The organism is Aeromonas sp. NJAU223 (assembly GCF_051125555.1).
Lineage (GTDB): Bacteria > Pseudomonadota > Gammaproteobacteria > Enterobacterales > Aeromonadaceae > Aeromonas > Aeromonas veronii_G.
Genome location: NZ_CP144204.1, coordinates 4,099,255 through 4,121,952, shown reverse-complemented (window position 1 = coordinate 4,121,952; position 22,698 = coordinate 4,099,255). Strand labels below are relative to the sequence as shown.

Here is a 22,698-nt window from a genome sequence, read left to right as displayed (position 1 = left end):
AATGAAGAAAAGCTATCTGATGACAGGGCGGGCGCTTTATTATAGGCTTCTAGATGTCCAGACATGTTTACCGATGCAGTACAGGGAGTCAGTATGCCGATCAAGATCCCGGACCAGTTGCCCGCCGCCGAAGTGCTGGGGGAAGAGAACATCTTCGTCATGACGGAATCCCGGGCCGTCACCCAGAACATCCGCCCCCTGCGGGTGCTCATCCTCAATCTGATGCCCAAGAAGATAGAGACCGAGATCCAGCTGATGCGCATGCTCTCCAACTCGCCGTTGCAGGTGGACGTGGATCTGCTGCGCATCGACGACAGGGAGTCCAAGAACACGCCCCAGGCGCACCTCGAGAACTTCTATCACGACTTCGAACAGGTGCGGGGCAACAACTACGACGGCATGATCATCACGGGGGCGCCGCTCGGGCTGGTGGAGTTCGAGGAGGTGGTCTACTGGCCGCGCATCGTCGAGATCATCGAGTGGTCCCATCGGCACGTGACCTCCACCCTCTTCCTGTGCTGGGCGGTGCAGGCGGCGCTCAAGGCGCTGTACGGCATGGAGAAACAGACTCACGGCGAGAAGCTCTCCGGGGTCTATCGCCATCATCGTCTCGATGAGCACGAGCCGCTGCTGCGGGGCTTCGACGACGAGTTCGTCGCCCCCCACTCCCGCTATGCGGCGTTCGATGGGGATCTTATCCGCGCCCACACGGATCTGCAGATCTTCGCGGAGTCCGAAGAGGCGGGGGTCTATCTGGCCGCGACCAAGGATTGCCGTCAGGTGTTCGTCACCGGTCATCCTGAATACGACGCCCTGACCCTGGACGGAGAGTATCAGCGGGATCTGGCGGCCGGACTCACCCCCGTCGTGCCGGTCAACTACTACCCGGAGGGCGATCCGACCCGGACGCCGCGAGCCAGCTGGCGCAGCCACGGCCACCTGCTGTTCTCCAACTGGCTCAACTACTACGTCTACCAGCTCACCAGCTACAAGGTGGAAGACATCGGCAAGGTGTTTACTTACCAGCCGCCCAAGCCTTGAGGTGCCAACGGCCGGTCTATCCGCTATCCCGAAGAGACAGTGGGCCTGCGAGCAGTCCGGCGGTTGAATTGCCTCAGTCCGCCAGCCGAGCTCCCCAGCCATCGAGCCAGAGGCGGTGGCTGCCCAGGGTGAATGCCCTGGGGCGGTGGGCCCGGACGCAGGCCATGGCCTCCGGTTGTGGCTGGCCCAGCGCCATCAGCAGGGCGGCCGCCACCAGACCGGTACGACCACTGCCGCCGCGGCAGTGAATGGCGACCTGTTGGCCGTCTCGCAGCAAGGAAATGAGCTCCGGTAGCAACTGGCGCCAGGTCTGTTCGAACTGGGCATCCGGCGCCTCGTCGTCCCGAATGGGCAGATGGTACCAGGCCATGCCCCTGGCCTCAGACTCGGCGCCGAGCCGATGCAGGCCCTGGGCCGCCAGCTCGTCGGCGGTGACCAGGGTGATGAGCGCTCGGGCACCGGCCAGCTGCAACTGGCTCAGGGCGTGCGGGGCGGACACCTGCTGGGTGCCGGGGCAGGGGGTCAGCAGCAGTTGGCCGTCGAAACGGGGGACATCCAGACTCCAGAACGGATGGGAGGGGTGCATGGGGTTCCTTGTGAGGGGTCGATAGGTGTTGAACGACGCTGTCGGTGCCAGGCCCGAGTGCGGCAAAGCATAGAGGCAGTGATTGCCATGTCAATGAGCGTTGTGTTCGGCCCGGATTACGGGCAGAGTCTTAAAAAAATCGAGTGATGCAAGGAGTGAAGATGAGAAACCTGGATCAACTGGACTTGGACATCCTGGCCCACCTGTTTCGCGATGCGGGCATGACCAACAAGGACCTGGCCGCCCTGGTCGGCGTGGCGCCCTCCACCTGCCTGGAGCGGGTGCGCAAACTGCAACAGGACGGGGTGCTCAAGGGGGCGCACTGCGAGGTGGACTATCAGGCGCTGGGTGGTCATATCCAGGCCATGGTTTCCCTGCAACTGGCCCGCCACAGCCGGCAGATCATCGACGCCTTCCGTGACGCCATCCTGGCCCTGCCCGAGGTGATCAGCCTGTTCCACATGGGGGGCAAGGACGACTTCCTGGTGCATCTTTGCGTCGCCGATACCGAGCACCTGCGCAACTTCGTGTTCGATCACTTCACCGCCCGGGAAGAGGTGGTGCATCTGGAGACGTCCCTGGTGTTCGAGCACAAGTTCAGCCGTTCACTCCCCTGCTTCTCCCCCTCCTGATTAGCATGAGGAAATAAAAAACCGCCAAATGGCGGTTTTTTTGTCTACAAAATCGCATCAGTTCAGCACAAGGCGACTGTCAGGCGCGGTCCGGTAGAGCCCCTGCTGATAGGCCAGGCTGCCCCAGAGCACCAGTCCCAGCGCCGCCTCCTTCATGGCATCCGGTTGCGCAGCCGGAGTGAGCCGCTGGCTGGCCGGGTCATATTCATACCCCTCGGGCGCCCGTTCCGGTTGCAGGATCACCACGTCGTTGCCCCTCATCAGGGCGAAGTTCTTGTCGTACTGCATGAGGGCGCGCCCCGGCCAGTCTGCCGGCATCTGGGTCAGATCCTTGCCCAGCATGGGGTAGTCGGCGCTTATCCCCATCAGGGAGAGCAGGGTCGGCGCCATGTCTATCTGGCTCACGATGCGCGGATCCTGGCGCGGGGTGATGCCCTCGCCGACGATGACCCCGGGGATGTGGAAGCGGGGAATGGGCACCAGGCTGGCACCGCCGACCCGGCTGTCGTGATCGGCGATGACCAGGAACAGGGTGTCCTTCCAGTAATCCGATGCTCTGGCTTTCTTGAAGAACTCGCCGACGGCGTAGTCCGCATACTTGGCGGCGTTGTTGCGGGTCTGCTTGGGTTGCTCATAGAGGTCGATCCGGCCATCCGGGAACTCGAAGGGATCGTGGTTGCTGGAGCTGAACACCAGGCTGAAGAAGGGCTTGCCCTCCTTGCTGAGAGCCCGGAAGGTCTCGTCCGCCTTGGCCATCAGATCCTCGTCAGAGGCGCCCCATGAACCTTCGAACACCGGGTTCTTGAAGTCCTTCTGTTCGACGATGTGGCTGAAACCGTTGCCGAGGAAGAAGCTGCGCATATTGTCGAAGTGGCTCTCGCCGCCATAGATGAAACTGGTGCTGTAGCCCCGCTGCCGCAGCAGATCGGCGATGGTGAAGAAGTTGGTCTGGCTCTTGCCGAGCTTGACCACGGCCTGGGCCGGGGTTGGCGTGAAACCGGTCAGCACCGCTTCTATGCCGCGCACCGAACGGGTACCGGTGGCGTAGAGCTGGTTGAAGGCCCAACCCTCCTTCGAGAGGGCATCGATATTGGGGGTCAGCGGCAGGCCGCCGAGGGAGCCGACGAACTGGGCCCCCAGGCTCTCCTGCAACAGGATCACCAGATTCTTCGGCTTGCCGGTATGGCTGGCCTCGTTGAAGCTCTGGCTCGGCAGGGTTTCGGAGTTGAAGTCCTGGCTCGGGCGCCCGCCCTCCTCGCGCACCAGCTCCAGGATCCGCTGCTGGGGCAGCTCGCCGTAGAACTCGCTGGCATTCTCCTCGGCCCCCATCTGCTTGATGGCGAAGAACAGGGAGTAGGAGGAGTTGACCACCAGGGCGTTGATCAGGGGATCGCTGGCGAAGGCCACCATGGCCGGGTTGAGGGCCCGGTGGCCCAGACTGGAGCGGGCGCCGAGGAAGCCGATGGCCAGGATCAGCAGGGCGAAGGCGGGTCTCAGATACCAGCGCGGGAAGCTGAGGCCGCGGATCAGGCGACCCCCGAGCCACCAGCCACCAGCCAGTACGCCCGTGCTGAACACCAGGGCCAGCAGCAGTTCTCCCTTGCGACCGGCCCACAGCATGGCCAGCACCTCTTTCGGATAGATGAGGTACTCGACGTAGAGGCGATTGGGGCGCACCCCGTACTCGGTGACGAAAGAAGGGGTGGAGATCTCGAGGAACAGCATCAGCCAGAGCCCCAGGGTCAGCCAGAGCCGGATCAGCTGCATCCAGGCTCGGCCGAGGGCATGGGGACCGGCCAGCAGGAGGGTAAAGACGGCGGGGACGCCCCATACCCAGCACAGGGTGGCGAAGTCGACCCTCAGGCCTTGCAGCAACATCTGAGACCAGCCGTTGACCGCCTCAACCCGCTCCTGTTGCCAGAGCCCGAGCCCTATCCGGCTCGCGGAGAGGGCAAATAGCGCGATCACTGAAAACACGGCAATGGGCCAAAATGGGCCCAGCCAATTCCTTATCTTTGTCATTGTTTTTCCTGAAAAAAGCCTGTCTGTTAAGCCCATCCGGGGCCATTTTTATGATGTTGCAAATGTATGACAGTGGCGGTTCGATAAGGTTGCGGCAAGGGGAAGGAAAATGTTCAGGGAGTGGGGCGGTGGCCGGTTTTACTGGGCAATCTCACACAAAATGACGGTATAAACGGCTGATTGAAACGTGATGGGCATCACAAAGCATGGGGCGCGCTTCACTATAATGGCGCCGGAATCTCTCGAATGGAGCCGAGATCATGCCGGTCTTTCTGGATGTGGAGTATCTGCAGGGGTGGTGTCTGTTTGTGGTGCTTTCGGACGGGACCACGGGGGCGCTGGACTTGACCCCCTGGCGTGAGCAACCCCTGTTTGCCACCCTGGACACGGAGCGACGTTGTGCCCGGGTCTTCATCAATGATCGCCATCAGCTGGCCTGGCCGGGAGGCTGCGTGCTGGCCGCTCACGAGGTCTATCACCTCATCACCCCCATCGACGAGCGCGAGGCGTTCAACAGCCGTAACCTGCACTGAGCCGGCAGCGCTAACACGCTGAACCAGATAACGTTTTCAGTCACAGACCCCCTTCTGTCCGCTGGTTATCATGGCATCAGTGCGGCGCACCCTGCGCCGATACCTCCACAGCGGGAAGATAACAATGAAACAGGGAAAGTTGCGCCATGGCGCCCTACTGGGGGCAGCCATGCTCCTCTCTGCATGCGGCAGCGGCGGTGGCGGCTCTCAGACCGAGGCCCAGCCGCCGGTAGTCAATCCACCTTCTCCTCCTGCCTCCGCCCGGGCTTGCTATGGTACGGATCTGGCCGCCTGCAACCTGCGGATCTACCAGGTGATGGTGGAGTCCTTCGTCGACGGGAATGGGGCTGCCAACTACGGGGTCGGCTATGGCCCCTCCCGGCACAACGGGGATCTGCAAGGGATCATCCAGAGCCTGGATCATATCAAGAGCCTCAACGTCAACGCCCTCTGGCTCACCCCGGTGTTTGACTCCTGCGCCGGTCAGGGCGGGGATGACAGGCTGGATGCCACCGGCTACTTCGCCTGCGACTTCTTCAACGTCGATCCCAATTTCGGCACCAATGCGGAGCTCAAGACCCTGGTGGACGAGGCCCACAAGCGGGGGCTCTATGTTCTGCTCGACGGGGTGTTCGGCCACGTCAACACAGTCGGGGTGAGCAAGCCTTCCCCCGAGGGACGTCTGCCTGCCCTCAAGAGCGGTGGCGCCGGGTATCCGGGCCAGCTGGTGGATTACGGCAAACCCGAGAGCCTCGCCTACTTCAAGGAAGTTGCGCGCTATTGGGTCGAGCAGTACGGCATCGATGGCTGGCGCCTGGATCAGGCCTATCAGCTCGGGCTGGACGACTGGCGCGCCATTCGCACCGAGGTGGAGCAGGCGAGCGCGGCTCGCAAGGCCGCAGGCCAGCAGTGGGGCACCCTGGGCTACCTGGTGGGGGAGGTGTGGAAGGGGGCGGACGAGATCCGAAGTGAAGCCTATGGCCCGAGCGACCGGCCGGCACTCCCCTCGGCGTTCGACTTCCCCCTGCGCTACGGCCTGGTGCAGGCCCTGGCGGTGGAAGAGTCCGGCAAGGGCGGGCAGGGGGCTGGCGTGCTCGATGCCAGCTGGAACAAGGTGGAGAACTACCCGGACCACGCCATGCCGAACCTGATGCTGGGCAACCACGATCTGGTGCGCTTCGGTGACCTGCTCCAGCGCGGCAACTTCGATCCGGCGGGCTACTGGTTGCGCCACAAGGCGGCCCTGAGCTTCCTCGCGGCCCGCTCCGGTCCCATCACCCTCTACTACGGGGAGGAGTTTGGTGACGAGGTGCCGGGCTTTGCCAAGCAGGTGAGCGGCGACTGCGCGGCCCAGGGATTGTGTGACGATCACGTGGCTCGCAGCGACGGCAAGGTGCCGGGCGTCACCGACTTCGTGCCGAGCAGCGAGCAGGCGGATCTCAAGGTTTGGCTCGGCCAGCTGCTGGCCCTGCGCGCCAAGCATCCCGCCCTCTATCAGGGGGAGCGGGTCAAGCTGGTGGCCGATGGCAGCGTCTACGGGGACATCAAGCAGACGGCAGCCGAACAAGTCGTCTACCTGCTCAACGTCTCCAGCACGCCCCAGAGCTATGGGGTGCCGGTCGGTAAATTGCGCAGCGGCAGTGCCCTGGTGGATCTGCAAAGCGGCGAGCGGCTGGCCCTCGGAGGCAGCAGCGTGACCGTCGAGCTGCCGCCGCTCAGCGGACGCTTCCTGCTGCTGCAATAGCGCGCCCCCTCACACCTTTACCCCAGCAACAAGCAGGGCTCCGATATGGAGCCCTGCTGCATTGTGCCGGTTTCTCCGGCATTCGCTATTTCTCGATGCCGCTGCCGAGCTCATCCCTGTGGTTGCGGGCGGGAGCATGACCGTTGCCGCTGCGCCACAGCTCCAGCCTGTCGTGTACCCCGCGGCGCAGACTTTTGAAGCTGCTCTCCAGGTAGTGCACACCCGCCAGGATCCCCAGGGTGACACCGGTGAGCAGCAAGGCCTGGCGCAGCAGCTCCATGCCGATGAGGGCGCCGAGGGCGGCCAGCATCCAGATGGTGGCTGCCGAGGTGACGCCTTGCACCTGGCCGTCCCGGGTCATCATGACCCCGGCGCCGAGAAAGCCGATGCCGGTGATGAGCTGGCCCAGCACCCGCGCCTGATCGGCGGCCACCGTGCTGACGGTGGCCCCGATGGCGAGAAAACAGTATGTACCGAGGACGATGAGGGAGGAGGTGCGGATGCCGACCGGCTTGCCGTGAAGCTGGCGCTCCAGCCCCACCAGACCGCCGCACACCAGGCAGGCCAGGATATTCTCCCAGCCGAGGGGCGCTATGTCCCACCACTGCGTTGTCATCATGTTCACCTCTGCGTTCGATGCTTGTTATCCGAGCGCGCCCTGTCCCCGGTTTTCCAGTCGCTGCCGGAAGGCCCTGGCCAGGCGCTCATAGAGGTCCTTTGCCTCCTTGTCTTCAATATCGCCACGGATCCAGGGATTGTCGATGATTTCCAGCAAGACGCAGTCCCGTCCCTGCTGGCGCAGATCGACGCCGAACAGGCCGTTGCCGAGTTGATGGACGGCGCGGCGGGCGGTCTGCAGCACGCGCTCCGGCACCTCGGTGAGGGGCAGGGCCTCGATGCGGCTCATGTCGAGGGGGTGCTTGCGACGACGGATGCGGTTGCCGGGCTCGGGCCGGAAGCGGCGACAAGCGAACAGCGGGGAACCGTCGAGGAAGCCGATGCGCCAGTCGAACTCGGCGGGGATCCGGCTCTGTACCAGCAGCAGGGCGGAGCGACCGAGCCCCTCGTCCAGCAGACGCGCGAGCTGGATCTCGTCGCTTGCCATGGCGAGATCCCGCCCCTGGGCACCATCGGGCACCTTGACGATCAGCGGCAGGCCGAGCCGTTGTACCAGTTCGTCCACATGGTGGCGGCCGCGGCGGGTCACCACCATGGTCGGCGGCATGGGGACGCCGCTGCGTACCATCAGTTCGTACAGATAGAGCTTGTTGCTGCAAGCGAGGATGGCGCGGGAACTGTCGATCACCGGCATCTTGAGCTGTTCGGCGCGGCGGGCGAATTCGAAGGTGTAGTGACCCACCGCCGTCTCGGATCGCAGCCAGAGGGTGTCGAACTCAGGCAGCCTCTCGATGGCCGAGGGTGCCAGGATCTCGGCCTGGATCCCCTGGGCGGCGGCGGCCTGGATGAAGCGGCGCAGGGCCAGCTCGTCGCTGCTGGCACGGCCGTCGTTGGGATCCACCAGGATGGCGAGTTGATAGAGGGGGGCCGCCTGCTCTTCGTCAGCGGCCCCCACCAGCGCCTGGGCGTGTTGCAGCATCAGCTCCCGCTCGCCCTGGCTCAGTTCCAGTGGTGACAGGCTCTGCTGCTGGCGTACCGACCAGCCGTGGCGGCCGCGCTTGAGGGTCAGCTCCTGCAGCGGCAGCTGGCTCAGGCCGTAGTAGTAGCGGGCCAGCCCCGCCAGCTCGCTCTGCTCGCACTGCCCGAAGATGGCGCGTACCCGGATCCTGTCCTCGCTCTGGCGGCTCAGCCAGCCCTGCAGCTTGCGCCACAACTTGGCCGGCGGCTGCTGGGGTTGCAGCACGCTGATGGCCTGCAGCCCCGGCAGACAGTGGTGGCTGCGAGCCTGGGCCAGCAAGGAGCAGTAGTAGCCGGCGCTCAGGTGTTCCAGGCTGCGGCAGAGGTTGATGATGCGGGGGCGACCCCCCGTGGTGGGCAGGCCGTGCTGCAGGTAAGTGCGGGCGGTCAGCAGGTAGTCGGCATGGCAGGGCCAGTCGCCGAGCTCCTCGACGATGACATAGGTACTCATATTTTCGGCTCCACAAAAGGACTGCCTGGATGGCAGTCTCCCCAGTGGGCTTCGATGCACCGACAAGCACGACAATGGCGCGAGGGGAAACAAGAGGTTACAGTGCCTAATCATCTGCCTTGGTAACTTGTGATACAAGTCGCATTTTTGGTGCTGAGGATAAATAACCGAACGAGGATAACGCCTTGTTGACCCTACGGGCCGCCCACCCCGACGATCTGGGCGCCATCACCCGGCTGGAGCGCTACTGTTTTCCCCCCGAGGTCGCCTTCGGCCGCAGCCGCTGGCACTATCTGCTCAACCAGGCCAAGGGCCGCACCCTGCTGCTGGAAGACGACAAGACCCAGTTGATGGGCTATCTCTGCGTGCTGGAGCACAGGGGTTGGGATCGGCTCACCATCCAGACCCTTGCCATCCGCTGGACGGTGCGCCGCCAGGGCTGGGCCCGCCGCCTGCTGGAGCAGGTGATCGCCGAGGGCAGGTCCGCAGGCTGGGGGGCCATCCGCCTCGAGGTGTCCGATGCCAACCCAGAGGCCGGCGCCCTCTACCATGGGCTGGGATTCCGCGCTCGGCTGCGGCTGCCGGATTATTACGGGCCGGGTCAGCATGCACACAGGCTGGTGCTGGAACTGCAAGCGGACCAACGGGACAACCCATGAGCCGGGATGCCCAGAAACCGAGGGATGACCATGAGCTGCGATGACTGCCTCGCGACCAGCATCCGCGCCAAGCTGGGGCGCTGCCCGGTCTGCGCCGCCCAGACCCTCCTCATCGGGGCCATCGGCTGGCTGGCCTGGGGGTGGCTGGGGGCCGACACCTCGGTCAATGCTCTCACCGCCCTGCTGTTTGCCCTGGCGGGCTCCGGCCTGTTCGGGCTGCACCTGCTGGTATTTCTCTGGCGACGCTTCGCCAAGCCGGCGGGAAATGAATGAATTCTTTTAGCTATCAATTAGATAAATGACAATGGAGGTTCCGATGATTGCAATGGTAACGGGCGCATCGTCCGGTTTTGGTGAATCCATCAGTCGCTTGCTGGTGGGTGCCGGTTATAAGGTGATCGGCACCGGTCGCCGTGCCGAGCGGCTGGCCAGCCTGGCCGGGGAGCTGGGGGAGAACTTCCTGCCCCTGGTGTTCGACGTGCAGGACAAGGCCGCCACCCGCGCCGCCATCTCGGGTTTGCCCGCCGAGTGGCAGCAGGTGGATCTGCTGGTCAACAACGCCGGCCTGGCGCTCGGGCTCGAACCTGCCCACAAGGCGGATCTGGAGGATTGGGAGCAGATGATCGCCACCAACATCAGCGGCCTGACCCTGCTCACTCGCCTGCTGCTGCCGGGCATGGTGGAGCGCAATCGCGGCCACGTGGTGAACATCGGCTCCATCGCCGGCACCTACCCCTATCCGGGCGGCAACGTCTATGGCGCCACCAAGGCGTTCGTGAAGCAGTTCAGCCTGAACCTGCGGGCGGATCTGGCGGGCACCGCCATCCGGGTCACCAATGTGGAGCCCGGCCTGTGCGGCGGCACCGAGTTCTCCAACGTGCGCTTCCACGGGGATGACGCCAAGGCGGCCTCCGTCTATCAGGGGGTGAAGTCCATCCAGCCGGAAGACATCGCCAATACCGTGCTCTGGGTCAGCCAGCAGCCCGCCCACGTCAACATCAACAGCATCGAGATCATGCCGGTGGCCCAGACCTTCGGGCCGCTCCATATCAGTCGCCACTGATCCCGTGAGGCAATAAAAAGAGGCACCCTGAGGTGCCTCTTCGTTCATGCCTGACCCTACAGGCTCATGATCTTCTTGAACTCTTCTTCCGAATATTTCTTCTCCGTGCTCTTGGTGAGATCCGTCATCAGCTTGAAGCGCAACGCTTTCGCCAACTGATAGCTCTGTTCCAGCTGACCGTAGGAGTAATCCGACGCCAGTTGCAACGCCGTGCCCTTGTCGCTGGGATAGGTCTGCTTGAGGGTCTTGTCCAGCACCGCCACCTCCTTGTGGTACTTGTCGCTCTGCCTGGCCCAGACCTCCCGCAGCAGGGGCAGGTATTTGCCCGGATTGGTGTTGGCGAGCGCGGTCAGGCTGCGGAACTGCCAATAGGCGGAGTCGTCGGAGTAGCTGTCGCTCCCGGTGCGATAGGGTTGGGGGTAGGACTCCAGGGTGTTGTAGAGGGGCACCATCACCGACTCGGCCAGCACGCCGTAGCTCTGCCAGATGAGCCCCTGCAGCTCTTTGGGCATCTCCTTGCGCAACTGGATGATGTGGGACTCGAGCTGCCGGTCGATGCGAATGGGCCGCTCCGCCTTGCCGTCGAGTGGCGTGCCCTCATAGGTGGCGCTGAGAACCCTGGTCACATCCGGTACGGCGATGGGGGCATCCGGTTTCATGAACAGGGGATACTGCGCCTGGCGGGTGGACTGCTGGTGGGAGGCACTCAACATCTGCTGGCCGAGCCACTCCCTGTCCACGTTGTAAGGGTCGGCGATGACCCCGAACGCCTTGGCGAAGTTGAAGGCCTTGGCATCGGCGTTGTCCAGCAGCTTGTGCTCGCGCACGAACTCCAGCAGTTTGGGGGAGTGCAGCACATCGGCGCCGTCCAGATTGACGTCGTGGATGCGCAGGCCGTTGGCCACCATGGCGTAGCTGTCGTCAGGGACCCGCACCGCGATCCAGTGGTGGCCGGAGCCTATCTCCATCAGCCAGGCCTCGTTCACGTCAGCCAGATAGAGGCTGTTGCCCTCGCCGGCCCCGTACTGCTCCACATAGCGACCGAGCAGCTCGACCCCCTCCTTGGCGCTTTTCGCCTGGGGCAGGATCAGGGTGGGGATGACAGCCTCGATGACGCCGGTCTCGATCAGCGGATCGGCTTTCTGGGCTCGCTCGTTGACCTCGGCGCTGGTGGTGGCCGAGATGGCGACGTTGGCTTCGTTGATGCCGCGCTCCTCGTAATATCCGCCGGCGGGCTCGCTGGTGACGGCATCCCAGTCACGGATGGCGGAGTAGGCGAGGAAGGCCTTGGGCATGGGCACTTCAAGGCCGTTGCCAAGCTTCCACAGCTTGCCCTCGTTCTGCCTGGCGGGATGGAAGACCAGATGCTTGTTCCAGTTGTTGACGCCGAAATCCTCGTTTCTGGCGATCATCACGCTGCCGTCTGCACTGGCGCCCTTGCCGACGATGAGGCCGGTGCAGGCATCGGCACTGCTGCCGATCAGGGTGAACAGGGTGGCGCTGAGAAGGCTCAAGGTGTGTTTTTTCATGGAGTTGCCCGAAGCTGATAGTGGGTGTGAGTCAGGCTGGATGAGGAGAGGGGGCTTGCCGCAGGCCTTGGGCGGCAACCTGGGGATGCCGGTAGATTGGTCTGCATCTTATTGATATTGCAAACACTTCATCCACAATACCGCGTCCTGACCGTATTGTGCGCTGGCATCTTATTCCTCTGCAGGTGTTTATTTTGTGATCTATGGGTCATTCATGGCTTTTGTTCGGTGATGAGAGCAATAAGTGGTGAGGGCTGTGGCCCCATGGTGCCTGGGCAGCGGGATCTGCGGTGAAAGGGGGCGTCTGGACGTCATCTCGGCAACTTGGCCTGCAACTTGCTCTGCTGTTGCCATCACGGGGAAGCATCCCCAAACGCCGGTCGGGCCGGCAGATAGCGCGGAGCTCTCATGAATATCAAACCCTATGGTCAACAACTCGCCCAGAGCGCGTCCCAGCAACGGGCTCTGGCCACCCTCAGCGCCAGCGACAGCCAGCAGGGCGGCGGTTGGGATCAGCAAGTCAGCCTCTCCAGCCAGGTGATGACCGGCAAGGCGCAGCAGGTGCTGACCTATGAGCACCTGGCCAAGAGCGGCAAGAGCACGGGCCAGAGCGGCAGCGCCAATAATGTGCTGGTCCAGCAGCTGGTGGACAAGGCGCTGGGCTTTGATCGCAAGAAATTTGACGCCATCGAGAGTCAGCTCAAGGAGGTGGCTGGCAACAAGCAGCTCTCCGGCGAGGAGCGGGAGGCACAGACCAAGGCCCTGACCGAGCAGCGGGATGCCATGCTCAAGGCGGCCATGGAGAAACTCATCGGCAAGTCGTCAGAGACGCAGAGCGCCTGAGGGTAAGAATCTGACCCAAACGGCAATCCTTGTTGGCCGCTGGCAAGGGCTTGCCACCGGGTGGCTGGGGGCGAAGAGCGGCGAGAGCAGGGGTCAGGTGCGGGTTGGTGGAGACGGGGAGGTACGCCCTCCCCGCGGATCAGGGGGTGATCACTTCTGCTCTGGCACGATGCCGATACCGATGGCCGTGGTCTGGACCGCCTTGATCTGATCCCCCTTGGCGATCAGGGCAAACTGGGCGGGGTCGTTCACCTTGACGGTGAGGGTCTTGTCCACGCCCTTGACCTTGATGGTCTGGGTCGCCTTGTCGATGTCGATGACGTCCGCATAGATGGTCACCTGCATGCCGGCACCTGCGCCCGGCTCCTGCCCGGCGGCGGCCTTGCTCCCTTCCACCTCGACCACCCGTTTGCGTACCCCGGCGGTGCCCTTGAGCAGCTCCAGATCCAGCAGTTGCAGGTAGCGCAGCGCCACCACATCCCCCACCTTGATGTTCTGCAGATTGGTAACCTCTTCCCCGGCGACCAGATCGAAGGGCTTGCCGTCGGCATTCTTCAGGCTGACCTTGCGGGTGGCCAGATCGATGGCGGTGACCGTCGCCTGGGCCGTCACCTCTTCCGCCAGGCTGGCGCTGCCCGGCGTGACGGCCACATTGGTGGTGACCACGGCGGCCTGTACCAGGGAGACGGACGAGAGGGTGAGCAGACCGGCAATCCATGCGTGTTTCAGCTTCATGATAAAGATCCTGTGACCAGAAAATGGTGCGCACCCGTTGGCGATGCGGCGGCGATGAACCGATGAGGGCAAGGGCCGGATGGCCACTCCCCGCTACCACCATAGCAAAGTCACACCTGAGTACCATCCCCCTTCCGTGTCCCCCCGCGCCATTTGATAAGGGGATCCCGTTTTTGACCTTGCCCGCCGGGGGGCGCACAATCCCCCTGCATGCATTCAACCGAGGGCTTTGCCGTGTACAACTTCCAATATGCCAATCCGACCCGGGTCTGTTTCGGGGAGGGCCAGATCGCCAGCCTGCCGGAGCTGATCCCGACGGGCAGCCGCCTGCTGGTGCTCTATGGCGGGGGCAGCATCAAGCAGAACGGGGTCTATGAGCAGCTGACCCGGGCATTGGCGGGCATGGAGTGGCAGGAGTTCTCCGGCATCGGCGCCAATCCCCAGTACGATCAGCTGATGGAAGCGGTAGCTTTGGTGAAACGCGAGGGCATCGACTTCCTGCTGGCGGTGGGGGGTGGCTCCGTGGTCGATGGCTCCAAGTTCGTGGCCGCCGCCGCCCGTTTCGAGGGGGAAGATCCCTGGGACATCCTGTTGCACAAGGCGGCGGTGGACGCGGCGCTGCCGCTTGGTTGCGTGCTGACCCTGCCGGCCACCGGTTCGGAGAGCAACCCCGCCGCCGTGGTGAGCCGGGGTGACGCCAAGCTCTCCTTCAAGAGCGAGCTGGTGCAGCCCCGCTTCGCCGTGCTGGATCCCACCACCACCTACAGCCTGCCGGCACGACAGATCGGCAACGGCGTGGTGGATGCCTTCATCCACATCACCGAGCAGTACCTCACCTTCCCGGTGGGGGGCGAGGTGCAGGACAGGCTGGCGGAAGGCTTGCTGCAGGTGCTGGTGGACAACGGTCCGCGCGCGCTGGCGGAGCCCACCAACTACCTGGTGCGGGCCAACCTGATGTGGGCCGCCAGCTTGGCCCTGAACGGTCTCATCGGGCGCGGGGTGCCCCAGGACTGGTCCACCCACGCCATCGGCCATCAGCTCACCGCCCTGCACGGGCTGGATCACGCCCAGAGCCTGGCGGTGGTGCTGCCCTCCCTGCTGCGGGAGCAGGCGTCCCAGAAGCAGGAGAAGCTGGCCCAGTTTGCCGAGCGGGTCTGGCATTCCAGACGGGAAGACAGGGCGCTGCGCATCGAGGAGGCCATCATCCGCACCGAGCAGTTCTTCCAGCAGATGGGAGTGGGCACCCGCCTCGCCGACTACGGCCTGGATGCGTCCTGCATCCCGGGGATCTGCTCCAACCTGAAGCGCTTCGACTTGACCGCCCTCGGGGAACACCAGGACATCGATCCGGACAAGGTCGCCAGGATCCTCTCCCACGCGATCTGATCCCGCGCCTGTCGTTCTCCATCATGCAAAACGCCCCGTCTGACGGGGCGTTTTGCTATAGACAGGATGGTGACATGCTCGGCCTCAGGCCTCCAGGGCCTGATCCAGATCCGCCAGTATATCCTCGATGGCCTCGATGCCCACCGACAGCCGGATCATCTCCGGTTTGACCCCGGCTCTGGCCTGCTCGGCCTCGCTCAGCTGGCGGTGGGTGGTGGAGGCGGGGTGGCAGGCCAGGGATTTGGCGTCACCGATATTGACCAGCCGCTTGAAGATCTTCAGCGCATCGTAGAAGCGTACCCCCGCCTCGTAACCGTCCTTCAACCCGAACGAGAGAATGGCTGAGGGGCGACCTTTCATGTACTGCTCCGCCAGCGGGTAGTGGGGGTGGCCCGGCAGGCCGGCATAGCTGACCCAGGCCACCTTGGGGTGATGTTTGAGGTGGTGGGCGACCCGCAGGGCGTTATCCACGTGGCGCTCCATGCGTAGGCTCAGGGTCTCCAGCCCCTGCAGCAGCAGGAAGGCGTTCATGGGGGCCAGCGCCGCGCCGGTGTTGCGCAGGGGCACGGTGCGCACCCGGCCGATAAAGGCCGCCGGGCCGAAGGCTTCCGTGTAGACCACCCCGTGGTAGGAGGGTTCGGGCCGGGTGAGCTGGGGGAAGCGCTCGGCATGATCCGCCCAGGGGAACTTGCCCGCGTCGACGATGACGCCGCCGAGGGAGTTGCCATGGCCCCCCACGTACTTGGTGAGGCTGTGGACGACGATGTCGGCGCCATGCTCGATGGGTTTGCACAGCACCGGGGTGGCGACCGTGTTGTCGACGATGAGGGGCACACCGCGGGCGTGAGCCACCTGGGCGAAGGCTGCCAGATCGACGATATTGCCCGCCGGGTTGCCGATGCTCTCGCAGTAGACCGCCTTGGTCCTGTCGTCGATGAGAGCGGCGATGGCCTCGGCGCTGTCATCCTTGGCGAAACGCACCTCGACCCCGAAGCTCGGCAGCATGTGGGCGAACAGGGTGTAGGTGCCACCGTAGAGCTGGGGGGTAGAGACGATGTTGTCCCCGGCGGCGGTGAGTGCCTGGATGGCATAGGTGATGGCGGCGGAGCCCGCCGATACCACCAGCCCGGCGATGCCCCCCTCCAGGGCGGCGAGGCGCTGCTCCAGCACGTCGTTGGTGGGATTCATGATGCGGGTGTAGATGTTGCCGGGCACCGCCAGGTTGAACAGATCCGCCCCGTGCTGGGCGTTGTCGAATTCGTAAGCCACCGTCTGGTAGATGGGCACGGCCACCGCCTTGGTGGTGGGGTCGTGGGAAAAGCCGTGGTGCAGGGCCAGGGTCGCATCTTTCATCACACACTCCTTGCTGGATGTAGCTCGCTGTTATAGATGGATAGACGTCCAATCTAGCAGCCTCTGACCCGTTGTAAACAGGCAGATCCGGCAAAGCTATTGCTTCTGCTGGCGATGTGATACGGCCCCTGTCCCCGGGGCTCAGAAGCGGCGGCGGTACTCCCTGTCGTCGATCTGGGTCATGTCCCACTGCATCAGGCGGTTGAGCTGGTTCATGGGATCCTCGATCAGCGGCAGCGAGCGGGGCAGGATCCGCAGGAAGTAGCGGTGCAGGATCTGTTGGGTCCGGTTCGGCTTGGGGGTAGATACATGGCTCATGATGGTGCTCCTGTGACGTTGTACTCATGTTCGGCATCAGTATTGAGCTAAAATGAGGAAGTAAAAACTGACGACTTCACGTACATGGATTTCCTCTTTTATGCCCACCACTCGTCTCTATCAGCAGTTTCAACGGCTCGCCCAGCAACTCGGGGCCGACGAACGGGAGATAAGCCTCGCCGAGGTGGCCGATCTCTTGTGCTGCACCCCGCGCAACGCCCGCCTGTTGCTCAGACGCATGCAGGAGCAGGGCTGGCTTAACTGGACCGCCGAGGCGGGACGCGGGCGTCGCTCCCGGCTGACCCTGCTGGACAATCAGGAGGGGCTGATCCGGCGCCGCCTGCGGGCATTGTTGCAGCAAGGTTTGCTGGCCCAGGCGGTGAGGGTGGCGGAGGATCGGCTGGATCTGCTCACCCCGCTGCTCATCGAGCAGCTCGGCCAGGCCACCCGGGCCGGACGCCAGATCCTGCGGGTACCCTATTACCGCCCGCTGCCCCACCTGCTGCCCACGGCCCCCCTGCGCCGCTCCGAGGTGCACCTGAGCCGGCAGATCTTCAACGGTCTAACCCGGCGAAATGAGGAAAATGGGGAAATCGAAGGGGATCTGGCCCACCACTGGGAGTGCCTCGGCCCCCGCCACTGGCGTTTCTACCTGAGGCCGGCGGTACGTTTTCATCATGGCCGCGAGCTGGAGACGGAGGATGTTATCGATAGCCTGCAGGCGCTGCGGGATCGCCCCCTGTTCGCCCACTTCACCCGGCTGGAGAGCCCCTGGCCGCGCACCCTGGATCTGCATCTGGACAGCCCGGATCCCTGGTTGCTCCATCTGCTGGCAGAGCCGGTGGCGGCGGTGCTGCCCCGGGAGCTGAGGGGCACGGCCGGATTCCCTTTGCAGCCGGTCGGCACCGGCCCCTACCGGGTGACCACCAATGATCCGCTGCACCTGTGCCTGAGCGCCTTTGACGACTATTTCGGCCTGCGCGCCCTGCTCGACGAGATCGACATCTGGATGCTGCCCGAGCTGGCGGAACGCCTGGAGAGCCACCTGCAACTGGGCAGCGACAGCCCGGAGCTCGGCACCATGCGCGGGGAGTCCGAACTGGAGTCCGGCTGCTACTTCCTGCTGCAGGACGACAGATCCGCCGCCTTGCAGGATCCGGCTCTGCGCCACTGGTTGACCCGTCTGCTCAATCCCATCGCCCTGATGGCGCGGGTCGCCCCCGAGTTGCAACGGGGCTGGACCAGTGCCCTCGGCCTCTTGCCTCACTGGCGGGAGGGGCTGGCGGCTTCGCTCCCCGAGCCCGAGCGGTTGCCGGCCCGGCTGGTGATGGCCTGCTTCAACCAGCACCTGGAGTTCGACGAGTGCGGCCGCGCCATGGCAAGTCTGCTGGCCGAACAGGGGATCCGGCTCGAGGTGCGCTTCCTGGATTACGATCGCTGGGTGAGCGGCGTGGATGAGGACGTGGATCTCTGGCTCGGCACCCTCAACCTCGAGCACGAGCAGGCCTTCGCCCCCTACGCCTGGTTGCAGGGCACCCCCTTGCTGCGCCGGGTGTGGGGGGGGCAGCAGGCCCTGTGGCAGGGTCTGACGCAGTGGCGCGCCGAGGAGGAGGCCCCCGGCCCCCGCGCCCTGCTGGCGCAGGTGCAGCGCCAGCACTGGTTCGTGCCCTTGTTTCACCACTGGCTGGAGCTGGAGAGCCGGGTGGGTGTGCATGGCGTGCGCATGACGGCCCTGGGCTGGTTCGATTTTCGCAGCGCCTGGTTAAAACCCGAACAGGGGGCGCAGCAGACAGAAAACGGAGCTTGATCCCGGCCGGGCACTGACAGGCTTGAGTCGCGGCAGCGGGCGCGCTAGCCTGTGCCCGGTCCCACGACAAGGAGTCGATATCCATGCTGGAAATGCAGATCCAACCCCGTTTTCAAGAGACAGACGCCCTCGGCCACATCAACAACACGGTACCGGCGGTCTGGTTCGAGTCGGCCCGGGATCCCGTGTTCCGTCTCTTCACTCCCGAGCTGGACGTGCGTGACTGGCATCTGATCATCGCGGGCTATGAGGTGCAGTTCAAACGGGAGCTGTTCTACGGCCAGCCGGTGACTATCAAGACCGGGGTGCGCCGCATCGGCACCAGCTCGTTTACCCTGTGGCAGGAAGCCTGGCAAGAGGGGGAGCTGGCCGTCACCGGCGAGACCACCCTGATCCATTTCAATTACCAGACCCGCCAGTCCCGGCCGCTCGACGAGCAACACAAGGCCGGGCTCCAGGTCTGGTTGATAGAGCGTTAACCCAAGGCCTCCGGGCCATCACAGGACACATATGCGCAATACCCTGATCGCTCTCGCGCTGGGGCTCAGCTCCCTGCCCGCACTCGCCGCCACCCTGGCCGAACAGTTCACCCTGATGGAGAAGGGGGCCGAGAGTGCCCTCGACACCCGGCTGTTCAGTCATGACGGGGTGGATATCAAGGCCTGGATCGACGGCCAGCCCGTCATCATCGCCGTGCCCATCATGAACGAGCTGGGCAAGCTGGAAGGGGAGAGTCGCTACTACTTCAAGGGGGGCAATCTGTTCGGGGTGAAGGAGCCGGCCGCCCAGTTCGCCTTCGACGACGCGGGCACCCTGACCCAGTGGCTGGATGACAAGGGTCAGCCGGCGGAGTTCGTCAGCAAGATGAGCATGCAGCAGCGTCAGGAGTGGCTCACCAGACGGGCCGCCGAACTGAGCCAGCTGTTCGTGCCGAGCCAGGCGGAGCAGAAGGCCGCCAAGGGGGGCGTCAAGTTGAAGGGAGCCGAGCTGGCCCAGTGGCTGTGCAGCGGCAAGCTGATGGCGCTGGCCAAGGGCGACAAGGTGGAGGTCGAGTCGCAGAAGATCAAGGTGAGCGAAGAGGGGGTGAAGGGGGAGGTCTCTCTGCGCCAGGAGAAGGGCTGGCAGGATCTCTGCTTCACCTGCGAGCTGCAGGGCACCCAGGTGACCCGCCTCACCTGGCAGCCGATGCCCGCCGCCAACAAGCCGCAATAAGGCGGCCGACAGACAACGAGGGGGCGCTGGCCCCCTCGTTGTCTGGATCTCTCGTGCTATTCCTGGCCCGGGCAAACCGGACAGGGGGTTTTCCTATCGGGTTTCACCGAGTTTTATTCTGGTCAGTGCCTCTACCCTTTCCCATTGTTCTGGTTGGAACCATCTGGCCAGTATCTCCTGCTGCTGTCCGAGTCTGTCGTCGAGGGAAAGAGGGGTCAGTTCCGCCAGATAGCCCGCCAGCTGCCGATCGAACGCCTGCTGACCCTGTTCCAGCTGATGCAGGCGATCCGCCGCCTCCTGCCCCAGCCGCTCCTGCAGCAAGGCTGCCCGCTCATCCCCTGGCAGACGCTCCATCTGTTGCAGATCGGCCAGCAGGCGGCCATTGGCATCGGCCTCCCTGAACCACTGGGGTTGTTCCGCCAGCCAGAGCTCCAGCCCGGTGGCCAGCCCCGGCTTGTCGGCATCGCTCGCCTCCGCCAGCGCCTTGCGGCGCAGGGTCCACTGCTCCATCAGCCGATCCTCGGCAAACAGCTGATCCTGCTCGGCCGGGGTGAAGCTCAGCTGGCGCAACTGCTCGCGCTCGTCGAACAGCAACTGCAGGCTGGCGAGGCCGGGATCCGTCGGTACCGTCAGGCTCCCTTCTGCTGCGAGGAATCCCTGATAGCGGCGCATCAGATCGTCCCCCTCGCCCGTCTCTCCCTGCTCGATGCGCTGGGCCAGCTGGTGGCGCAGGGCCCCGCGCTCGGGAGCGGCCGTCAGGCTGGTGTCGGGGGTTGGCCACAGGGTCAGCCCCGCCAGCAGTAGGGCTGGGCAGAGCAGCCCCAGTATCAGGGTTCCCCGCTTCATAGCCCCAGCCCCTGCAGGCGGTTGGCGTGCTGGCGATAGAGGGTGAGGGGATCGGTTTCGAACAGGTGGTGAATGCCGAAGGACTGGTTCACCTCGTCCAGGTGGTTCATCCGGTAGCCGGTGCCGATCACCTTGCCGAGGTGGCTGCTGCAGACGCCGACCAAGCCGTCGTTGGGCTCCTTGAAGAAGGTACCGGTCAGGGCCAGGGCCGGATCCACCGGATCCAGGATGTTGGTCATGTTGCCGCGCCCGCTCCAGGAGAAGTAGTAGACCCCGTTGGCGGCCCGAAGCGGCCCCTCGCCGCAGTATTGGCTGGGCAGCCCTTCCGGATAGCGCTGGTTGAAGCGCTGGGCCCCGCTGCTGGTGAGGGCATCGAGCGCCTTGAGGGGATCCTGGGGCAGGCTGCTGCCACCGGAGAGCAATGAGATGACCCCGGACAGGGCCGAGGCCGCCGCCACCGCCAGCTGTTCGGCGGCCGAGCCCGGTGTGACGCTGGCACGCACCAGATCCGCTATCTCGGATCCCTGATTGACCCCCCCCACGCTGGTGGCGGAGGCGACCAGCTCGGGGGCGACCGAGGCCACGTAGCGAATGGTGGGGCCGCCGTGGGAGTGGCCGATGAGGTTCACCTTCTCCGCCCCCGTGATGGCGAGCACCTGCTGTACCTGCTTGAGCAGCTGTTCACCACGCAGCTCGGAACTCTGGGTGGCGGAGACCTGGGCCACGTAGACCCTGGCCCCGTCCCGGCTCAGGGCCTGGGGAATGCCGTAGAAATAATCGACCCCGAGCAGCTTGTCGAAGCCGAACAACCCGTGCACCAGCACGATGGGATAACGGGTCTGGGTGTAGCCAGCCCCCTGGGCCAGCAGGGGCAGGGCGCAGAGCAGCGCCAGAAGCCATCTCTTCATTTGCATCATCCTTGTGTCGACAGACTGCCGCCTGGCAGCCACCGGCCTCATGCCAGTGCCCATCAGCATGGTCGTTGAACTCGAATGTATCTGTGGGTGCGGTCACTAAACCGATCATCTCGACAAAACACTACCCATATGGGCAGAAGGGAGTGGCAAATCTATCCCTTGTGTTCCCAGCACAAATAAGTTAAATAATAATTATTATCATTTCGGTGTTCAAGGCATGACGGCAAGCTGGGTGAAGGGATGGGTCGGCGCGAGTGACGCGGACAACAGCATGGCGCACTGGAAACAGCAGACCCTGTGCGGCAACCGCCATTTCGATGCCGGTGAGCATGCCAGGGCGCTCGACTGCTACCAGCAGGCGCTCTGGCTGGCCCGCCAGCAGTTCTCCTTCTGGCCGGATGCCGATGAAGCGGTGGCGGCCCTGGTGGTGGCCCATCACAACATGGCGGATCTGCTGATCGCCATGACCCTGCCAGACAGAGCCGCCGACATGCTGTGCCATATCCATGACTGCCTGCTGGCCACCAGCCAGTCACCGGCCTGCTCTGCCTCCTTGCGTGCCTCGGCCCAGCGCCACAGCCACAACACCCGTACCGAGCTGCTCGCCTTCGTGCGCAGACACGGCAGCCACGACGGCATTCAACGTTGCCTCGGCCAGTGTCTGTGTCAGGCCGAGCCAGCCTCCCGACTGCATTAACCCCATACCAAGAGAGACGAACATGAGCCATACCCTGCCCGCCCTTGCCTATGCCTACGATGCGCTGGAACCCCATATCGATGCCCTGACCATGGAGATCCACCACAGCCGTCATCATCAGACCTATATCACCAACCTGAACGTCGCCCTGGAAGGGGCCCCTGAACTCGCCGCCTTGCCGGTGGATGAACTGCTGGCCCGTTTCGACAGCCTGCCAGCCAAGATCCAGGGGGCGGTGCGCAACCACGGTGGCGGCCATGCCAATCACAGCCTGTTCTGGCAAGTGATGAGCCCCCAGGGCGGTGGCGTGCCGAGCGGCGCCCTGGCCGCCGCCATCGAGCGGGATCTGGGGGGGCTGGATGCCTTCAAGCAGGCCTTCACCCAGGCGGCCCTGAGCCGTTTCGGCAGTGGCTGGGCCTGGCTGGTGGTGGACAAGGCCGGCAAGCTGCAGGTAGAGAGCAGTGCCAACCAGGACAGCCCACTGATGCAGGGTCATGTGCCCATCCTCGGGCTGGACGTGTGGGAGCACGCCTACTACCTCAAGTATCAGAACAAGCGTCCCGACTACATCGCCGCCTTCTACAACGTGGTGGACTGGGCCGAGGTGGCGCGCCGCTACCAGCAGGCGCTGGCATAAGCCCGGCCCGTCACTGCCCATGAAAAAAAGACCCGCCAGCTGGCGGGTCTTT

24 protein-coding genes are annotated in these 22,698 nt (G+C 64.3%); 14 read left to right on the top strand and 10 right to left on the bottom strand.

Annotated elements, in window-relative coordinates; all coding sequences use genetic code 11:
* Positions 1 to 93 precede the first annotated feature (93 nt).
* On the top strand, positions 94 to 1,041 hold the full coding sequence (gene metA / locus VZC39_RS18975) for a homoserine O-acetyltransferase MetA (RefSeq protein WP_349919953.1): 948 nt from the start codon (positions 94 to 96) through the stop codon (positions 1,039 to 1,041).
* Positions 1,042 to 1,114: 73 nt separating this feature from the next.
* Here metA and VZC39_RS18970 read toward each other — a convergent pair whose 3' ends face one another.
* The gene (locus VZC39_RS18970) at positions 1,115 to 1,627 is read right to left on the bottom strand and encodes a phosphatase domain-containing putative toxin (RefSeq protein WP_434664507.1); all 513 of its coding nucleotides are present in this window, start codon (positions 1,625 to 1,627) and stop codon (positions 1,115 to 1,117) included.
* Positions 1,628 to 1,788: 161 nt separating this feature from the next.
* On the opposite strand from VZC39_RS18970, the gene VZC39_RS18965 reads away from it, so the two are divergent.
* Positions 1,789 to 2,259 carry an Lrp/AsnC family transcriptional regulator gene (locus VZC39_RS18965; protein ID WP_349919950.1) on the top strand — a complete coding sequence of 157 codons (471 nt, stop codon included), beginning with the start codon at positions 1,789 to 1,791 and terminating at the stop codon, positions 2,257 to 2,259.
* Positions 2,260 to 2,316: 57 nt separating this feature from the next.
* On the opposite strand, the gene VZC39_RS18960 is transcribed toward VZC39_RS18965, so the two are convergent.
* Positions 2,317 to 4,281: an LTA synthase family protein gene (locus VZC39_RS18960; RefSeq protein WP_434664506.1), complete on the bottom strand. Its 1,965-nt coding sequence runs from the start codon at positions 4,279 to 4,281 to the stop codon at positions 2,317 to 2,319.
* Positions 4,282 to 4,541: 260 nt separating this feature from the next.
* Between VZC39_RS18960 and VZC39_RS18955 the strand changes: the two genes are divergently transcribed.
* Positions 4,542 to 4,814, top strand: a complete 273-nt coding sequence (locus VZC39_RS18955) for a DUF2442 domain-containing protein (RefSeq protein ID WP_349919947.1) — start codon at positions 4,542 to 4,544, stop codon at positions 4,812 to 4,814.
* Positions 4,815 to 4,938: 124 nt separating this feature from the next.
* Positions 4,939 to 6,558 (top strand): alpha-amylase family glycosyl hydrolase, encoded by a 1,620-nt coding sequence (locus tag VZC39_RS18950; RefSeq protein WP_434664505.1) that lies wholly within the window; start codon positions 4,939 to 4,941, stop codon positions 6,556 to 6,558.
* Positions 6,559 to 6,643: 85 nt separating this feature from the next.
* On the opposite strand, the gene VZC39_RS18945 is transcribed toward VZC39_RS18950, so the two are convergent.
* The gene (locus VZC39_RS18945) at positions 6,644 to 7,177 is read right to left on the bottom strand and encodes an MgtC/SapB family protein (protein ID WP_434664504.1); all 534 of its coding nucleotides are present in this window, start codon (positions 7,175 to 7,177) and stop codon (positions 6,644 to 6,646) included.
* 24 nt (positions 7,178 to 7,201) lie between these two features.
* On the bottom strand, positions 7,202 to 8,644 hold the full coding sequence (locus VZC39_RS18940) for a RimK family protein (RefSeq protein ID WP_349919944.1): 1,443 nt from the start codon (positions 8,642 to 8,644) through the stop codon (positions 7,202 to 7,204).
* Positions 8,645 to 8,829: 185 nt separating this feature from the next.
* Here VZC39_RS18940 and VZC39_RS18935 point away from each other — a divergent pair, with 185 nt between their 5' ends.
* From VZC39_RS18935 to VZC39_RS18925, 3 genes are read left to right on the top strand one after another with little or no spacing between them, the layout of a single operon-like run.
* Positions 8,830 to 9,303 carry a GNAT family N-acetyltransferase gene (locus VZC39_RS18935; protein WP_434664503.1) on the top strand — a complete coding sequence of 158 codons (474 nt, stop codon included), beginning with the start codon at positions 8,830 to 8,832 and terminating at the stop codon, positions 9,301 to 9,303.
* 30 nt (positions 9,304 to 9,333) lie between these two features.
* Positions 9,334 to 9,576, top strand: coding sequence for a DUF3624 domain-containing protein (locus VZC39_RS18930; protein WP_434664502.1), 243 nt, complete (start codon positions 9,334 to 9,336; stop codon positions 9,574 to 9,576).
* A gap of 43 nt (positions 9,577 to 9,619) precedes the next feature.
* Positions 9,620 to 10,366: an SDR family oxidoreductase gene (locus tag VZC39_RS18925; protein WP_434664501.1), complete on the top strand. Its 747-nt coding sequence runs from the start codon at positions 9,620 to 9,622 to the stop codon at positions 10,364 to 10,366.
* A gap of 56 nt (positions 10,367 to 10,422) precedes the next feature.
* Here the strand turns inward: VZC39_RS18925 and VZC39_RS18920 are convergent, their stop codons facing one another.
* The gene (locus VZC39_RS18920) at positions 10,423 to 11,895 is read right to left on the bottom strand and encodes a C69 family dipeptidase (protein WP_434664499.1); all 1,473 of its coding nucleotides are present in this window, start codon (positions 11,893 to 11,895) and stop codon (positions 10,423 to 10,425) included.
* Between the two features lie 408 nt (positions 11,896 to 12,303).
* On the opposite strand from VZC39_RS18920, the gene VZC39_RS18915 reads away from it, so the two are divergent.
* Positions 12,304 to 12,738 (top strand): hypothetical protein, encoded by a 435-nt coding sequence (locus VZC39_RS18915; RefSeq protein ID WP_434664497.1) that lies wholly within the window; start codon positions 12,304 to 12,306, stop codon positions 12,736 to 12,738.
* A 150-nt stretch (positions 12,739 to 12,888) separates the two neighbouring features.
* On the opposite strand, the gene VZC39_RS18910 is transcribed toward VZC39_RS18915, so the two are convergent.
* Positions 12,889 to 13,473 (bottom strand): hypothetical protein, encoded by a 585-nt coding sequence (locus tag VZC39_RS18910; protein ID WP_434664496.1) that lies wholly within the window; start codon positions 13,471 to 13,473, stop codon positions 12,889 to 12,891.
* Positions 13,474 to 13,683: 210 nt separating this feature from the next.
* On the opposite strand from VZC39_RS18910, the gene VZC39_RS18905 reads away from it, so the two are divergent.
* Positions 13,684 to 14,859 (top strand): iron-containing alcohol dehydrogenase, encoded by a 1,176-nt coding sequence (locus tag VZC39_RS18905; protein ID WP_349919934.1) that lies wholly within the window; start codon positions 13,684 to 13,686, stop codon positions 14,857 to 14,859.
* 84 nt (positions 14,860 to 14,943) lie between these two features.
* On the opposite strand, the gene VZC39_RS18900 is transcribed toward VZC39_RS18905, so the two are convergent.
* Both VZC39_RS18900 and VZC39_RS18895 read right to left on the bottom strand, forming a co-directional pair.
* Positions 14,944 to 16,212, bottom strand: coding sequence for an O-acetylhomoserine aminocarboxypropyltransferase/cysteine synthase family protein (locus VZC39_RS18900; RefSeq protein WP_434664495.1), 1,269 nt, complete (start codon positions 16,210 to 16,212; stop codon positions 14,944 to 14,946).
* A 141-nt stretch (positions 16,213 to 16,353) separates the two neighbouring features.
* Positions 16,354 to 16,530, bottom strand: coding sequence for a hypothetical protein (locus tag VZC39_RS18895; protein ID WP_434664493.1), 177 nt, complete (start codon positions 16,528 to 16,530; stop codon positions 16,354 to 16,356).
* Between the two features lie 100 nt (positions 16,531 to 16,630).
* Between VZC39_RS18895 and sgrR the strand changes: the two genes are divergently transcribed.
* The 3 genes from sgrR (at position 16,631) to VZC39_RS18880 (ending at position 19,549) form a co-directional block, all read left to right on the top strand.
* Positions 16,631 to 18,337, top strand: coding sequence for an HTH-type transcriptional regulator SgrR (gene sgrR, locus VZC39_RS18890; protein ID WP_434664491.1), 1,707 nt, complete (start codon positions 16,631 to 16,633; stop codon positions 18,335 to 18,337).
* An 83-nt stretch (positions 18,338 to 18,420) separates the two neighbouring features.
* Positions 18,421 to 18,816 carry an acyl-CoA thioesterase gene (locus tag VZC39_RS18885; RefSeq protein ID WP_349919930.1) on the top strand — a complete coding sequence of 132 codons (396 nt, stop codon included), beginning with the start codon at positions 18,421 to 18,423 and terminating at the stop codon, positions 18,814 to 18,816.
* Positions 18,817 to 18,847: 31 nt separating this feature from the next.
* Entirely contained in the window at positions 18,848 to 19,549 is a 702-nt protein-coding gene (locus VZC39_RS18880) for a hypothetical protein (protein ID WP_434664490.1), read from the top strand.
* Positions 19,550 to 19,642: 93 nt separating this feature from the next.
* Here the strand turns inward: VZC39_RS18880 and VZC39_RS18875 are convergent, their stop codons facing one another.
* Together VZC39_RS18875 and VZC39_RS18870 are read right to left on the bottom strand one after the other, a co-directional pair.
* On the bottom strand, positions 19,643 to 20,395 hold the full coding sequence (locus VZC39_RS18875; RefSeq protein ID WP_434664489.1) for a lipase secretion chaperone: 753 nt from the start codon (positions 20,393 to 20,395) through the stop codon (positions 19,643 to 19,645).
* Positions 20,392 to 21,303 carry a lipase family alpha/beta hydrolase gene (locus tag VZC39_RS18870; RefSeq protein WP_434664488.1) on the bottom strand — a complete coding sequence of 304 codons (912 nt, stop codon included), beginning with the start codon at positions 21,301 to 21,303 and terminating at the stop codon, positions 20,392 to 20,394. Before VZC39_RS18870 ends, VZC39_RS18875 begins: the two co-directional genes overlap by 4 nt.
* Positions 21,304 to 21,583: 280 nt before the next feature.
* Between VZC39_RS18870 and VZC39_RS18865 the strand changes: the two genes are divergently transcribed.
* Entirely contained in the window at positions 21,584 to 22,009 is a 426-nt protein-coding gene (locus VZC39_RS18865) for a hypothetical protein (protein ID WP_349922582.1), read from the top strand.
* A 22-nt stretch (positions 22,010 to 22,031) separates the two neighbouring features.
* Complete coding sequence (locus VZC39_RS18860) at positions 22,032 to 22,646, top strand: superoxide dismutase (RefSeq protein ID WP_349919925.1); 615 nt, start codon at positions 22,032 to 22,034, stop codon at positions 22,644 to 22,646.
* Positions 22,647 to 22,698 lie beyond the last annotated feature (52 nt).